This window comes from Streptomyces sp. NPDC002793, from assembly GCF_040295485.1.
Taxonomy (GTDB): Bacteria; Actinomycetota; Actinomycetes; order Streptomycetales; family Streptomycetaceae; genus Streptomyces.
Genome location: NZ_JBEOVL010000001.1, coordinates 119993 through 132756, shown reverse-complemented (window position 1 = coordinate 132756; position 12764 = coordinate 119993). Strand labels below are relative to the sequence as shown.

The window sequence follows — 12764 nt, the reverse complement described above, 5'->3', positions numbered from 1 at the left end:
AGAGCGGGAAAGAGGGCTTCAGGGATGAGTGGTGGACCGGTGTCCGGGCACGGTTTCGTCGGTGTACGGGGGCGTGGCTACCGTCCTGAGCAGGTGGACCGCATGGTGGCCGCGCTGTCGGCGGAGCGGGACGGCGCTCTGGAACGGCTGTCCCGGCTGACGGATCTGGCCGACGAGCTGGCGGTGGAGTCGGCTCGGCTGGGTGAGGTGGTGGCCGCTCTCGCGCCGCAGACGTACGTGTCGCTGGGGGAGCGGGCGCAGCAGATCCTGGCTCTGGCCGAGGCCGAGGCGGAGGCGGCTCGCGGTGCGGCGCTGGAGGAGGCGCAGGGCCTGCGTGATGACGCGGACGCGGCGGGCCGGGAGGTGCGTGAGGCGGCGCGCGGGCAGGCGGAGGCCGTGCGTGCGGCGGCGGATGCCCATGCGGAGCAGGTGCTGACCGCGGCCCGGGAGGCCGCTCTGGCCCTGGTGGAGGGAGCGCGCCAGGAGGCCGGTGAGGTGCGGGAGGCCGCGGAGACGGAGATGGCCGAGACGCGCCGCCGTACGGAGGGTGTGCTGGCGCATCAGGAGCAGGAACATGCCGAGCGGGGCAAGGCGGCGGACGCGGAGATCGCGGCGGCGGAGGCCGCGACGGCGGAGCGCGAGGCCGAGCTGTCCTCTCGTGGCGAGGAGTTGCTGGCGCTGGCGCGGCGGGAGCTCGCGGAGGTGGAGGAAGCGGCCCGGCACGGCCAGGAGGACGCGGAGGCGCGGGCGGCGGAGCTGCTGGCAGGGGCCGGTGTGACCGAGGAGCGTGTGGTGCGGGAGACGGAGCGGGTCCTGCGGGAGCACGAGGAGAGCCGCGAAGAGGTCCAGGCGCACATGACGCACGTACGCAACTCGCTGGCGGCCCTGACGGGGCGTGCGGTCACGGGGCCGGCGGAGGACTGAGCGGTACGCCGCCCGCGGCGGGCCGTGCGGGCCGGGGGCGCGGCCAGGGACGTCCGGAGAGGCGCTCGATGCCGCAGTTGAAGCGCTGGAGGTGGGCGGCGAAGGCGGCGATGTCCTCCTCCGCCCAGTCGTGCATGACCCGGTCCAGGGCGCGCACGACGCGTTCGCGCTCCTGGTCGAGGAGCCCGGCGCCCCGATCGGTGATGCGGAACTTGCGGGCCATGCCGCCTTCGGGGTCGGGGATGCGCTCGACCAGTCCGGCGCGTGCCGCCGCGGCGGTCTGGCGGTTGAGCGTGGAGGCGTCGAGACCGAAGGCCTCGCTGAGCTCGCCGTTGGACATCGGCCCCTGGGCGCGGATGCGGCTCAGCAGGACGTAGGCGCTCCGCTCCAGGAGGGCGTTCCTGTGGCGCCCGCCCCGGTGGTGCGCGAGGTCGTGCCGCCCGAGCAGCATCTGCTCGTACTCCACGTCGTCCGTGGGTCGCTTCATGTCCGCGGGCCTCCAGCTCCTGTGCCCCGTCGATCGCACGTCGGCCGGGCGCCTTCATGCTCCCATGAGATGTGCATGAAGCACATAACGTGTATGACACATTCGGAATGTACGATGCACACTGTTCTTCGCCAGACGACACCACGACCCCAGGAGTTCCGTCCTCATGGATGCCCCCCAGCCGACAGTCAGATCAGGTGGTGTGATCGCCACCCTCGCCTTCGCCGGCACCGTGGCGGCGGTCATGCAGACCCTGGTCACCCCGCTCATCGCGGAGCTGCCGAAGCTCCTCGACACCACGTCCTCCAACGCCGCCTGGGTGATCACCGTCACCCTGCTCGTCTCGGCGGTCTGCGTGCCGGTCTCCGGACGGCTGGGCGACCTGCTGGGCAAGCGCCGGATGCTGCTCGTGTGCGCGGTCCCGCTGGTCGTCGGCTCGGTGGTGTGCGCGCTCGCGTCCTCCGTGGTCCCGATGATCGTCGGCCGTGGTCTGCAGGGGATGGGCATGGGCATGGTGCCGCTCGGCATCGCTCTGCTGCGTGACGTGGTGCCGAAGGAGAAGATGAGCTCCTCCATCGCTCTGGTCAGCGCCTCGCTCGGCATCGGCGGCGCCCTCGGCCTGCCGATCGCTTCGGCGGTCGCCCAGTACGCGGACTGGCGGGCGCTGTTCTGGGGCTCCGCCGCGCTGGCCCTCGTCATCTTCGCCCTGATCTGGTTCCTGATCCCGGACGTCCCGGCCGCCGCCAAGGGGCAGCGCTTCGACGGCCCCGGCGCCCTCGGCCTGGCCGTCGGTCTGGTCTGCCTGCTCCTCGCCGTCTCCAAGGGAGCCGAGTGGGGCTGGACCTCCACGACGACGATCGGTCTGTTCGTCGCCGCCGTCGTGGTGCTCGTCGCCTGGGGCTTCTGGGAGCTGCGGACCCAGGACCCGCTGGTCGATCTGCGCACCACGGCCCGCCCCCGGGTGCTCATCACCAACCTCGCGTCGCTCTTCGTCGGCTTCGGCATGTACGCCGGCATGCTGATCGCGCCGCAACTGCTCCAGTTCCCCGAGGCCACCGGCTACGGCCTGGGCCAGTCGATGCTCGCGGCCGGTCTGTGGATGGCACCCGGCGGCATCATGATGATGATCATCTCCCCGCTCGGCGGGAAGCTCACCGACTCCCGGGGCCCGAAGTTCACGCTGATCTGCGGTGTGCTGGTCATCGCCGCGGCCTATGGACTGGGGATCCTCCTGATGGGCTCCGCCTGGGGGCTGATGCTGTTCCTCATGGTCAGCAGCAGCGGCGTCGGCCTCGCCTACGGTGCGATGCCCGCCCTGATCATGAGCTCTGTCCCGGTGTCCGAGACGGCCGCCGCCAACGGGTTCAACACCCTGATGCGTTCGCTCGGCACCTCGATCGGCGCTGCCGTGATCGGCGCGGTCCTCGCCCAGATGACCACCGAGACGGCCGGTTACGCCTTCACCTCCGAGGCCGGGTTCCGTAGCGGTCTGATGCTCGGCTGCGGTGTCGCCCTGGTCGCCGTGGTGATCTCGGCGTTCATCCCGGCCCTGCGCCGCCCGGCCACCCCGGGTGAGCAGGCCGACGCGCCCGCCTCCCCGGAGGTGGCCGCGGTCAAGAGCTGACCGCGGGCCTGGCGGTCTGCCTCAGACGCGCGGGTCCGTCGGGTGGGAGCCCGTGGTGGGGCCGCCACCGGGAACGTTGCGCCGAGGCACGTCGTGCTCCTTCTTCTTGCGCGGGATGAGTCCGGCCAGACCGAGGAGGCCGACGAGCCCCCACAGTCCCCATCCGCCGCTGCTCTTGTCATCCTTGTCGTTGTCGTTCGCGGCGACGGGGGAGACGGCGGCGGATGACGCCACCTGCGCGGCGGGGGCCTGGGCGAGGGCGGGCGCCGCGGGGGCGAGGAGAAGGGCGGCGGTGAGAGCGAGAGTCGTCGAGGTGTGTCGCATCGTGTCGTTCCTCAGCTTCCGTGAATCGTCGGTGTGCGCTCCGATGACCGGCCACCGTCACGTGCGGAGGAGTGGAGCCCCGCACGCACGTGCGATGGTCCGGACGCATCCCGACCATCACCCCCCGTCGGGGCCGGTTCCGCAACCGCACGGACGGCCCGTCCGGCCGGCCCTGCCCTCGCGACCTGCGAATATGTCCTGACTGTCGTCGGACCACGCACCTGCCGAACGGGGTCGCACGGCCCGGCGCATGCAGGCCCGGGGCCACCGGTCCAGGCCGAGTGCCGTTTCGCGTCGCCGGATCCTCCGCAGGCCAGGGGCGAGCTCGCTGTCGTCCAGGAGCCGGAAGTCCAGGCGCGCGTAGTAGGGGGCGTTCCACGGGACCTCGGTGAACGTGGTGAGGGTCAGGGCGGGTGTTCCCTCGGCTGCGGCATGGCCGGCCAGGTGCTCCAGCAGGGACCGGCCGATACCTCGGCGAGCGCTGTCAGGGTGCACCGACACCTGCTCGACGTGCAGGTTGCCGTCGACGCGGTCCGCGATCAGGTAGGCGGCCGGGGCGTCGGCGGCATCGGCCGCGACCCAGGCGAGCCCGGACCGGTGGTAGCGGGCGAGCTCGCCGAGCGGGAGCGGGTCGTCCTCGGCGATCTCCGGCATGCCGATGTCCCGGAAGCACCGCCCGGCGGCTCTCTCGATGTCCTGGAGGAAGGGCAACTCGTCCAGGTGCGCGGCGCGGATGTGCATGGGCGCATTCTCCATGGCGAACTCTCCACGGCGAGGCCGTCCCGTCGGATACCGGCCGCGGAGGCGGTCGCCCCGGGTCGCACCAGGGGAGACCGCCTCCGCGGCGTTCGGCGTACTACTTGATGCCGAGGATCTGTTCCAGCGGGTCGATCGCGAAGTAGACGAGGAAGAGCGTCGCGGTGCCCCAGAGCAGCCAGTGGACCTCACGGGCCTTGCCCAGGCACGCCTTGATGATGACGTAGGAGACGAAGCCGGCGCCGATGCCGTTGGTGATGGAGTAGGTGAACGGCATGACGACGATGGTGAGGAACGCCGGGACGGCGAGCTCGTAGCGGTCCCAGTCGATGTGCTTGACCTGGGTCATCATCAGGAATCCGACCGCGACGAGCGCGGGTGACGCGGCCTGCATGGGCACGATGGTCAGGAGCGGGGCGAAGAAGAGGGCCAAGGCGAACATGCCGCCCGTGACGAGGTTGGCGAAGCCGGTGCGGGCCCCTTCGCCGACGCCTGCGGCGGACTCGACGTAGGTGGTGGCGGACGACGAGGAGGCGGCTCCACCGGCGACGGCTGCCGCGCCGTCGATGAGCAGGACCCGGCCCAGGCCCGGGACCTGTCCCCGTTCGTCGAGCAGGCCGGCTTCGGCGGTGACGCCGACGACGGTGCCCATCGTGTCGAAGAAGTCCGACAGGATGAGGGTGAAGACGAGCAGGACGACGGTCAGGACACTGATCTGGCCGAACGAGCCGAGCAGGTCGAACTGGCCGAGCAGCCCGAAGTCCGGTGCCGCGACGGGCTTGTCGGGCATGGCGGGGACGGTCAGGCCCCAGGACTTCACGTCGGCGAGCGCGTTGATGGCGAGGGAGAGGACGGTCATCACGACGATGCTGATGAGGATGGCGCCCTTCACCTTGCGGGCGAGGAGGACGACCGTCATGATCACGCCGAGGCAGAAGACGAGCATGGGCCAGCCCGTCAGGGTGCCGGAGCCGAGCTGGACGGGGACCGTGGTGTTCGCGGCGTCCGGGATGCGGGTGACGAACCCGGCGTCGACGAAGCCGATGAACGCGATGAACAGGCCGATGCCGACGCTGATGGCTTGTTTGAGGGCTTGCGGGATGGCGTGCATGATCGCTTCGCGCAGGCCCGTCGCCACGAGTACGCAGATCAGCAGGCCCTCGAACACGATGAGGCCCATCGCGTCGTCCCAGGCCATCAGCGGGGCGACCTGGTAGGCGACGACGGCGTTGATGCCCAGGCCCGCGGCCAGGGCCAGTGGCAGGTTGCCGCCCACGCCCATGATCAGGGTCATCACCGCGGCCACGAGCGCGGTGGCGGTCACCAGCTGCACGGGGTCCAGCTGTTCGCCGAACTTGTCCTTCGCGCCGCCGAGGATGATCGGGTTGAGCACGAGGATGTACGCCATGGTGAAGAAGGTGGCGAAGCCGCCGCGTACTTCCCGGGCGTAGGTCGATCCGCGTTCGGTGATGCGGAAGAACCGGTCGAGAGGGCCGCCGGATCTGGTCGGCGGTATCTCGGCCGGGGCGGTGTTGCTGGGGTGCATGAGCGCGTCTCCTGGACCTGCGGCGGACGAGGGCATGGGGGCGGAACCGCCGCTGCCCGGTGTGGGTGACAGGCAGTTGTGCGAACACACGAGCGGCGCCTTGCGAGCGGATCATACGTGTCAAGGCCGAAACCTCAAGTAGCTTGGCCTGAAACGGAGTTGGCGGCGCGTTGTCGTGTGTCGGTTCCTACGGAATCGCCGGTGATCTATCGAGTCAAACCATGACTCAGGCGACAGGGGCCATAGATTTCCGGTGACCGTGCCCTTACGTTCTGCGCGTGCAGCCTCCACTCCCTTTCAATGCGCGCGCTGCCCGAGTCCTGCGTGAGAAGCTCGGGATGGCCCACGGTCACGTCGCCTACGGAATGCGGTCCTCCTTCGGGACGGCTCATGTCACCCCTGAGCACATCGCGGCGTGGGAGCGCGGCACCGCTCAGCCCGACGCGCAGGAACTCGCCGCCCTGGCGGGTGCGTTGTGGTGCAACCCGCGCGACATCATGGGGCTTCCCCGCACGTTGCGGGAGCACCGCGTCGCCTGCGGCCTGCCGCCCGAGGACGTCGCCCGCGGCACCGGTCTGCCACTGGACGTCTACGTCCGGATGGAGGAGACCGGCCGCTGGACCGGTGACAAGCGGCAGTCCGCGAAACTCGGCGCTCTGCTCCTCCTCCCTCCGCGCGACTTCATCGCCATCACAGGGCTGGAGGACGAACTCGCCCGGCTGCTCACCGAGGCCGTCAGCACCCGGTGGCAGGCCCATGTCCGCGCCATCGCCAAGCTCATCTCCGTGGAGCGCAAGCAGCTGAAGGAGCCGCTGGACGCCATGTACCACGAGTACCAGGCCCTCATGGCGGCCACGCTCAGCCGGGCCAGCGGCAGCACCGCCTCCGGTGAGGACGGGCGGCGCTACGTCGAGGAGATCGTCGACCACTTCTGGGCGCGGCTGCAGGACGCGTCGTAGCCGCCCCTCTCCGGGCTCAGTTCTTGGGGGCCGGGGCGTCGTCCTCGTGCTCGGCCAGTACGGGGAAGCGGCGCGGGGCGACGAACACCAGGACCAGCAGCGCCAGCCCGGCCGCCGCGGCCGCGCCGACGAAGACGTGGTCGGTGGCGGTGTCGACGGCGCGACGCAGGTAGTCGGTCGCGGCGGCGGTCCGCGCGCCCGGATCCTCCAGGGCGCGGGAGATGCCGTCCAGGTCGCCGGGGAGCCCGCCGACCGGGGCGTCCGTCAGCCGGGAGGCGAGGGTCGAGTTGGCGACGGCGCCGAAGAGCGCGGCGCCCACGCTCTGGCCGACCTGGCGGCAGAAGAGGATGGACGCCGTCGTCGTACCCCGCTCGGCCCAGCCCACCGTCGACTGGACCCCCACGATCAGGGGAAGTTGGAAGAGGCCGAGCGTCGCGCCCAGCAGCAGCATGAGCAGGGCCGGCTGCCAGGCGGATCCGGGGTAGGGCAGCAGCGGGAAGCAGAGCAGGGCCAGCAGGGCCCCGGACATGCCGATGATCGCGGTGCGGCGGAAGCCGATGCGGTTGTAGACCCGGTCGGACAGGGCGGCGGAGACGGGCCAGCTCAGGGTCATCACGGACAGGACGAAGCCGGCCGCTATCGGGCCGAGCCCGAGGACGGACTGGGCGTACGTCGGCAGGAAGACGGTCGGCGCGACCATGAGCAGCCCCATCGCACCGAGGGCGAGGTTGACCGAGGCGATGGTGCGGCGCCGCCAGACCCAGCCGGGTATGACGGGTTCGGCCGCGCGCCGCTCGATGAGGACGGTCAGGACGGCCGTCGCGGCGCTCGCCCCCAGGAGCCCGAGCGAGGGCGGGGAGAGCCATGGCCAGGCGACCCCGCCCTGGACGAGCGCGGTCAGCAGCAGCGCGCCGGTGGCGAAGACCGCGAGGGCGCCCGCCCAGTCGACACGGGGACGGGTGGCGGGGCGCGGACGTGCCGGTTCGTGGAGGTGGCGGACCACCAGCCAGAGGGCGACGGCACCGACCGGCAGGTTGATCAGGAAGATCCAGCGCCAGTCGGCGTAGGCGGCGAGCAGCCCGCCGACCGCGGGGCCGGCCACGGCCGAAGTGGCCCAGACGGTGGAGAGTTTCGCCTGGATCTTCGGCCGTTCCTTGAGCGGGTACAGATCGGCGGCGATGGTCTGCACCGTGCCCTGGAGGGCACCGCCGCCGAGTCCCTGGACGACGCGGAAGGCGATGAGGGCGGCCATGTTCCAGGCGACGGCGCAGAGCAGGGAGCCGGCCAGGAAAAGGATGATGCCGGCGATCAGGACGGGCTTGCGGCCGAAGGTGTCGGAGAGTTTCCCGTACACCGGCAGGGTGACGGTCACGGCGAGCAGGTATCCGGAGAAGAGCCAGGAGAAGACGGAGAAACCGCCGAGGTCGCCGACGATCTGCGGGACGGCGGTCGCGACGATGGTGCCGTCGATGGCGGCGAGGCCCATACCGAGCATGAGGGCCGCCGCGACCGGGCGTCGGGCGCGGGCGGTGTCCTGTGCCGTCTCCGGGGCGACCGCTCCGCGCACCGCTTCCGGACTGTCCGTGCCGCCGATGCCGTCCGTGCCGCCCACAGGGGGTTCCCTTCCCTATGCATCTATTTCCTGGGGGTCACTGTCTCACCGCGCGCGCCAGGACGGGAGTGGCGGACCGGTGGGTGGGACCCCTACGCAGGTCTCGTCCGTGGGTGCCGAACCCCTAGGGGAAGCTACGTACTTCTGCCCAGGGGCCGTTCCTCCCGCCGGAGGACGAGACAGGGGCGCTTCGTTCCTTAGCTTGTTCTTACACCGGGGGTGCGGCCGGCCGGAGGGGACGGGGTGGGGGAAACCCCCTTCGAAGACTGCGCCAGGCACCAGCGCGCCGGAACCCCTTTCCATCTGAGACTCGGAACGTACACAGAGACGTCCGCGCATCGAGCGACATAGGAGAAAAACCGTGACAACGGCTGTAACCATTCCCAGGCACGGGGGCACTGGAGGGCGTACGGCCGTCGCGGCGCGAGCGCGGCAGGTCGTCAAGGCGTACGGCGCGGGGGAGACCCGGGTCGTGGCGCTCGACCATGTCGACGTGGACATCGTCCGCGGGCAGTTCACGGCGATCATGGGCCCGTCCGGGTCCGGCAAGTCGACGCTGATGCACTGCCTGGCGGGGCTGGACACGGTGACCTCGGGGCAGATCCACCTCGCGGACACCGAGATCACCGGGCTCAAGGACAAGAAGCTGACGCAGTTGCGCCGGGACCGGATCGGTTTCATCTTCCAGGCGTTCAACCTGCTTCCGACGCTCAACGCGCTGGAGAACATCACGCTGCCGATGGACATCGCCGGCCGTAAGCCCGACGCCGGCTGGCTTCAGCAGGTCGTGGACACCGTCGGTCTCGCCGAGCGGCTCAGGCACCGGCCCACGCAGCTCTCGGGCGGTCAGCAGCAACGCGTCGCGGTGGCCCGGGCGCTCGCCGCCCGACCGGAGATCATCTTCGGCGACGAGCCCACGGGAAACCTGGACTCCCGGGCCGGTGCCGAGGTGCTGTCCTTCCTGCGCAGGTCCGTCGACGAGCTCGGCCAGACGATCGTCATGGTCACCCACGACCCGGTGGCCGCCTCCTACGCGGACCGGGTCCTCTACCTCGCGGACGGCTCCATCGTCGACGAGATGCAGAACCCGACGGCCGAACAGGTCCTCGACCGGATGAAGGACTTCGACGCGCGCGGGCGGACGTCATGACCGTGTGGAAGACCTCGATGCGCAACTTCCTGGCGCACAAGGGACGCATGGCGCTGTCCGCCGTCGCGGTCCTGCTGTCGGTGGCCTTCGTCTGCGGGACCCTCGTGTTCACCGACACGATGAACACCACCTTCGACAAGCTCTTCGCGGCGTCGTCCGCCGACGTGACCGTGCGCCCGAAGGCGGCCGAGGGCGCCGACGACATCCCGGAGAACGGCAAGCCCGCGTCGCTGCCGGCCTCCGTCCTCGCCCAGGTGGAGAAGGCCGAGGGGGTGAAGGGCGCCGAGGGCGGCGTCATGAGCATGTCCGTCACGGTCGTCGACAGCCGGGACAGGAACATGAGCGCCGAGACCGGCGCCCCGACGATCGCAGGCAACTGGACGCGTAACGACCTGCGGTCCATGGAGATAGCCTCCGGGCACGCCCCACGCGGCCCGACCGAGGTCATGGTCGATTCCGACACCGCCGAGAAACACGGTCTGAAGATCGGTGACGAGCTGCGCACCATCGCGGTCACCGGTGACGTCAGGGCGAGGATCAGCGGCATCGCCGCCTTCACCGTCACCAACCCGGGCGCGGCCGTCGTCTTCCTCGACACGGCCACCGCCCAGCAGAAGCTGCTGGGTGCCCCCGGCCTCTTCACCCACCTGTCGGTCACGGCCGACTCCGGTGTCAGCGACACCCAGTTGAAGAAGAACGTCTCCGCCGCGCTCGGCGACGGCGCCGCGTACAAGCTGCAGACCCAGGACGAGGCAGCTGCCGCCGACAAGGACTCCATGGGGTCCTTCCTGGACGTCCTGAAGTACGCGATGCTCGGCTTCGCGGGGATCGCCCTCCTCGTCGGCATCTTCCTGATCGTCAACACCTTCTCGATGCTGGTCGCCCAGCGCACCCGTGAGATCGGGCTGATGCGGGCCATCGGATCCAGCCGTAAGCAGGTCAACCGGTCGGTGCTGATCGAGGCGGTGCTCCTGGGCGTCGTCGGATCGGTCCTGGGCGTCGTGGCCGGCATCGGTCTGGCGGTCGGGCTGATGAAGGTCATGAGCGCCGTCGGGATGGAGCTGTCCACCGGGGACCTCACCGTCGCGTGGACGACGCCGGTGACCGGGCTGGTGCTCGGCATCGTCGTCACCGTCCTCGCCGCGTACGTCCCGGCCCGCCGGGCCGGCAAGGTCTCCCCGATGGCCGCCCTCCGCGACGCCGGAACCCCGGCGGACACCAGGTCCGGCCGGGTCCGGGCGGCGCTCGGCCTGGTCCTCACCGGGGCCGGGGCCGCCGGCCTGTGGGCGACGACCCGGGCCGACGAGGCGAGCGAGGGCTCGCTCTACCTCGGCCTCGGCGTGGTGCTCACCCTCATCGGGTTCATCGTGATCGGCCCGCTGCTGGCAGGCGTGGTCGTGCGGGTGCTCGGCGCCGTCGTCCTGCGGCTCTTCGGTCCGGTCGGGCGGCTCGCGGAGCGCAACGCGCTGCGCAATCCCCGGCGTACGGGAGCGACGGGCGCGGCCCTGATGATCGGCCTGGCGCTGGTCGCGTGCCTGTCGGTCGTCGGGTCGTCCATGGTCGCCTCGGCGACCGAGGAGCTCGACAAGTCGGTCGGTACGGACTTCATCGTGCAGTCGAACACCGGTCAGCTGATCGTGCCGCAGGCCGCGGACGCCATCGGGAAGGTGCCCGGGATCGAGCACGTCACGAACTACAAGGTGCTCGCCGCGAAGCTGACGAACCCCGACGGCTCGACGGCGGACGAGCAGGTCATCGCCGCCGATGCGACGTACCCGCAGGACCTGCGGCGCAAGACGGTCGCCGGTGACCTGGCGAAGGCGTACGGCGCGGACTCCATGTCGGTCGGGTCGGACTACGCGGCCCTGCACGAGATCGAGGTCGGCGACGAGATGACCGTCGCCTTCAAGGCCGGCGAGACGGCGGAACTGAAGGTCGCCGCGATCACCTCGGACGACACGAACGTCGACCGGGGCGCGATGTACGTCAACGTGACCACCGCCGAGCGGTACTTCGAGGCCGCGGCGATGCCCGCGAACATGATCATGTTCGCGGCGGCGGAGGACGGCAAGGAGAAGGAGGCGTACGCGGCCCTCAAGAGCTCGCTCGCCGCGTACCCGCAGTACAACGTCCAGAATCAGGCCGACTTCAAGCAGGATCTGAAGGACCAGATCGGCCAGCTGCTGAACATCGTCTACGGGCTGCTCGCCCTGGCGATCGTCGTCGCGGTGCTCGGTGTGGTGAACACCCTGGCACTGTCGGTGGTCGAGCGGACCCGTGAGATCGGGCTGATGCGGGCGATCGGCCTCTCCCGCCGCCAGCTGCGGCGCATGATCCGGCTGGAGTCCGTCGTCATCGCCCTGTTCGGGGCGCTGCTGGGACTCGGCCTGGGCATGGGCTGGGGCACCTCGGCACAGAAGCTGCTGGCGCTGGAGGGGCTCGGGGTCCTGGAGATCCCGTGGCCGACCATCCTCACGGTGCTCGTGGCCTCGGCCTTCGTCGGACTGTTCGCCGCGCTGGTCCCGGCCTTCCGGGCGGGCCGCATGAACGTCCTGAACGCGATCGCCACGGACGGGTGACGGAGGTCGCCGCAGGATGACGCGATCCGGCCCCGGGTGCTCCACCGAGCGCCCGGGGCCGGATCACGTCCGCCGCCGTCGTCAGGCGTGCATGACCGGCACGTCGTACTGGGGGATCCACTTGTCGCGGGTGACGACCGTCAGCCCTTCGGTCTGGGCCTGGGCGACGAGGATGCGGTCGAAGGGGTCCCGGTGGAGCGGGGGGAGGCGGCCGGCCTTGACGCCGTGTCCTGCCGTGATCGCGAGGGTCGTCAACTGGCAGTCGCGGACGCGCTCAGCCAGATCGGCAGACCCTGGGAGCTTTCCGGCGGACTGCTTGATCGCGATTTCCCACGGGGTCGCGGCACTGAGATACACCGCAGGCTCCGTGTCGATCAGATCCTTGACCTCTTCGGAAAGCTCGGGAGAGTCATCGAGCCACCACAGGGCGATATGGGTGTCGAGCAGAAGACGCATCAGCGCATCCCGAAGGCTTCGGCGATGTCGTCCGGCAACTCGTCGAAGTCGTCGGGAATATGGATCTGCCCCCGGAGAGACCCCCGACCGGTCCGTCGTACCTTCGGATGAAGGGGCACGACCTTCGCGATGGGCTCGCCCGCCCGGCTGATCACGACCTCCTCGCCCGTCTCGACCTGTTGCAGTATCCGGGAGAAATGGGTCTTGGCCTCGTGCACGTTGTACTGCCGGGCTGCTTCCATGACCGCCTCGCTCGGGTCCGGAGTGGACTAGCTGCCGGACTAAGGTTAGCCCCGCTGCCGCCGTCCGGACAACGGCGTTCCCTCGCGCGAGTGACACCCCGGCGT

11 protein-coding genes and 1 pseudogene are annotated in these 12764 nt (G+C 70.4%); 5 read left to right on the top strand and 7 right to left on the bottom strand.

Features of this window, described 5'->3' with window-relative positions; genetic code table 11:
* The first annotated feature begins 24 nt into the window (after positions 1-24).
* Positions 25-924: a cellulose-binding protein gene (locus ABT001_RS00575; protein WP_351270169.1), complete on the top strand. Its 900-nt coding sequence runs from the start codon at positions 25-27 to the stop codon at positions 922-924.
* On the opposite strand, the gene ABT001_RS00570 is transcribed toward ABT001_RS00575, so the two are convergent.
* Entirely contained in the window at positions 902-1411 is a 510-nt protein-coding gene (locus tag ABT001_RS00570; RefSeq protein ID WP_351270167.1) for a MarR family winged helix-turn-helix transcriptional regulator, read from the bottom strand. The genes ABT001_RS00575 and ABT001_RS00570 overlap by 23 nt on opposite strands.
* A gap of 166 nt (positions 1412-1577) precedes the next feature.
* Between ABT001_RS00570 and ABT001_RS00565 the strand changes: the two genes are divergently transcribed.
* Positions 1578-3035 carry an MFS transporter gene (locus ABT001_RS00565; protein ID WP_351270164.1) on the top strand — a complete coding sequence of 486 codons (1458 nt, stop codon included), beginning with the start codon at positions 1578-1580 and terminating at the stop codon, positions 3033-3035.
* 21 nt (positions 3036-3056) lie between these two features.
* On the opposite strand, the gene ABT001_RS00560 is transcribed toward ABT001_RS00565, so the two are convergent.
* The 3 genes and pseudogenes from ABT001_RS00560 to ABT001_RS00550 all read right to left on the bottom strand — a co-directional run bounded on the left by ABT001_RS00560 (position 3057) and on the right by ABT001_RS00550 (position 5661).
* Positions 3057-3359 carry a WGxxGxxG family protein gene (locus ABT001_RS00560; protein WP_351270161.1) on the bottom strand — a complete coding sequence of 101 codons (303 nt, stop codon included), beginning with the start codon at positions 3357-3359 and terminating at the stop codon, positions 3057-3059.
* Positions 3360-3596: 237 nt separating this feature from the next.
* Positions 3597-4100, bottom strand: a pseudogene (locus tag ABT001_RS00555) (GNAT family N-acetyltransferase); the annotation flags it as partial.
* Positions 4101-4215: 115 nt separating this feature from the next.
* A complete protein-coding gene (locus ABT001_RS00550; protein ID WP_351270159.1) occupies positions 4216-5661 on the bottom strand; it encodes an NCS2 family permease in 1446 nt (481 codons plus the stop codon).
* Positions 5662-5999: 338 nt separating this feature from the next.
* On the opposite strand from ABT001_RS00550, the gene ABT001_RS00545 reads away from it, so the two are divergent.
* The gene (locus tag ABT001_RS00545; RefSeq protein ID WP_351270157.1) at positions 6000-6620 is read left to right on the top strand and encodes an XRE family transcriptional regulator; all 621 of its coding nucleotides are present in this window, start codon (positions 6000-6002) and stop codon (positions 6618-6620) included.
* Between the two features lie 16 nt (positions 6621-6636).
* Here ABT001_RS00545 and ABT001_RS00540 read toward each other — a convergent pair whose 3' ends face one another.
* Entirely contained in the window at positions 6637-8232 is a 1596-nt protein-coding gene (locus ABT001_RS00540; protein ID WP_502967391.1) for an MFS transporter, read from the bottom strand.
* 361 nt (positions 8233-8593) lie between these two features.
* Here ABT001_RS00540 and ABT001_RS00535 point away from each other — a divergent pair, with 361 nt between their 5' ends.
* Together ABT001_RS00535 and ABT001_RS00530 are read left to right on the top strand one after the other, a co-directional pair.
* Positions 8594-9382 (top strand): ABC transporter ATP-binding protein, encoded by a 789-nt coding sequence (locus ABT001_RS00535; protein WP_351270155.1) that lies wholly within the window; start codon positions 8594-8596, stop codon positions 9380-9382.
* The gene (locus tag ABT001_RS00530; protein WP_351270152.1) at positions 9379-11961 is read left to right on the top strand and encodes an ABC transporter permease; all 2583 of its coding nucleotides are present in this window, start codon (positions 9379-9381) and stop codon (positions 11959-11961) included. The genes ABT001_RS00535 and ABT001_RS00530 overlap by 4 nt, the downstream gene beginning before the upstream one ends.
* A gap of 81 nt (positions 11962-12042) precedes the next feature.
* Here ABT001_RS00530 and ABT001_RS00525 read toward each other — a convergent pair whose 3' ends face one another.
* Both ABT001_RS00525 and ABT001_RS00520 read right to left on the bottom strand, forming a co-directional pair.
* Complete coding sequence (locus tag ABT001_RS00525; RefSeq protein ID WP_351270150.1) at positions 12043-12417, bottom strand: type II toxin-antitoxin system VapC family toxin; 375 nt, start codon at positions 12415-12417, stop codon at positions 12043-12045.
* Positions 12417-12659: a type II toxin-antitoxin system Phd/YefM family antitoxin gene (locus tag ABT001_RS00520; RefSeq protein WP_351270147.1), complete on the bottom strand. Its 243-nt coding sequence runs from the start codon at positions 12657-12659 to the stop codon at positions 12417-12419. Before ABT001_RS00520 ends, ABT001_RS00525 begins: the two co-directional genes overlap by 1 nt.
* Positions 12660-12764 lie beyond the last annotated feature (105 nt).

Excerpts from the sequence above, each read along its gene's own strand:
- ABT001_RS00575 (WP_351270169.1), top strand. The coding sequence starts at position 25 with ATGAGTGGTGGACCGGTGTCCGGGCACGGTTTCGTCGGTGTACGGGGG.
- ABT001_RS00570 (WP_351270167.1), bottom strand. The coding sequence starts at position 1,411 with ATGAAGCGACCCACGGACGACGTGGAGTACGAGCAGATGCTGCTCGGG.
- ABT001_RS00565 (WP_351270164.1), top strand. The coding sequence starts at position 1,578 with ATGGATGCCCCCCAGCCGACAGTCAGATCAGGTGGTGTGATCGCCACC.
- ABT001_RS00560 (WP_351270161.1), bottom strand. The coding sequence starts at position 3,359 with ATGCGACACACCTCGACGACTCTCGCTCTCACCGCCGCCCTTCTCCTC.
- ABT001_RS00550 (WP_351270159.1), bottom strand. The coding sequence starts at position 5,661 with ATGCACCCCAGCAACACCGCCCCGGCCGAGATACCGCCGACCAGATCC.
- ABT001_RS00545 (WP_351270157.1), top strand. The coding sequence starts at position 6,000 with ATGGCCCACGGTCACGTCGCCTACGGAATGCGGTCCTCCTTCGGGACG.
- ABT001_RS00530 (WP_351270152.1), top strand. The coding sequence starts at position 9,379 with ATGACCGTGTGGAAGACCTCGATGCGCAACTTCCTGGCGCACAAGGGA.
- ABT001_RS00525 (WP_351270150.1), bottom strand. The coding sequence starts at position 12,417 with ATGCGTCTTCTGCTCGACACCCATATCGCCCTGTGGTGGCTCGATGAC.
- ABT001_RS00520 (WP_351270147.1), bottom strand. The coding sequence starts at position 12,659 with ATGGAAGCAGCCCGGCAGTACAACGTGCACGAGGCCAAGACCCATTTC.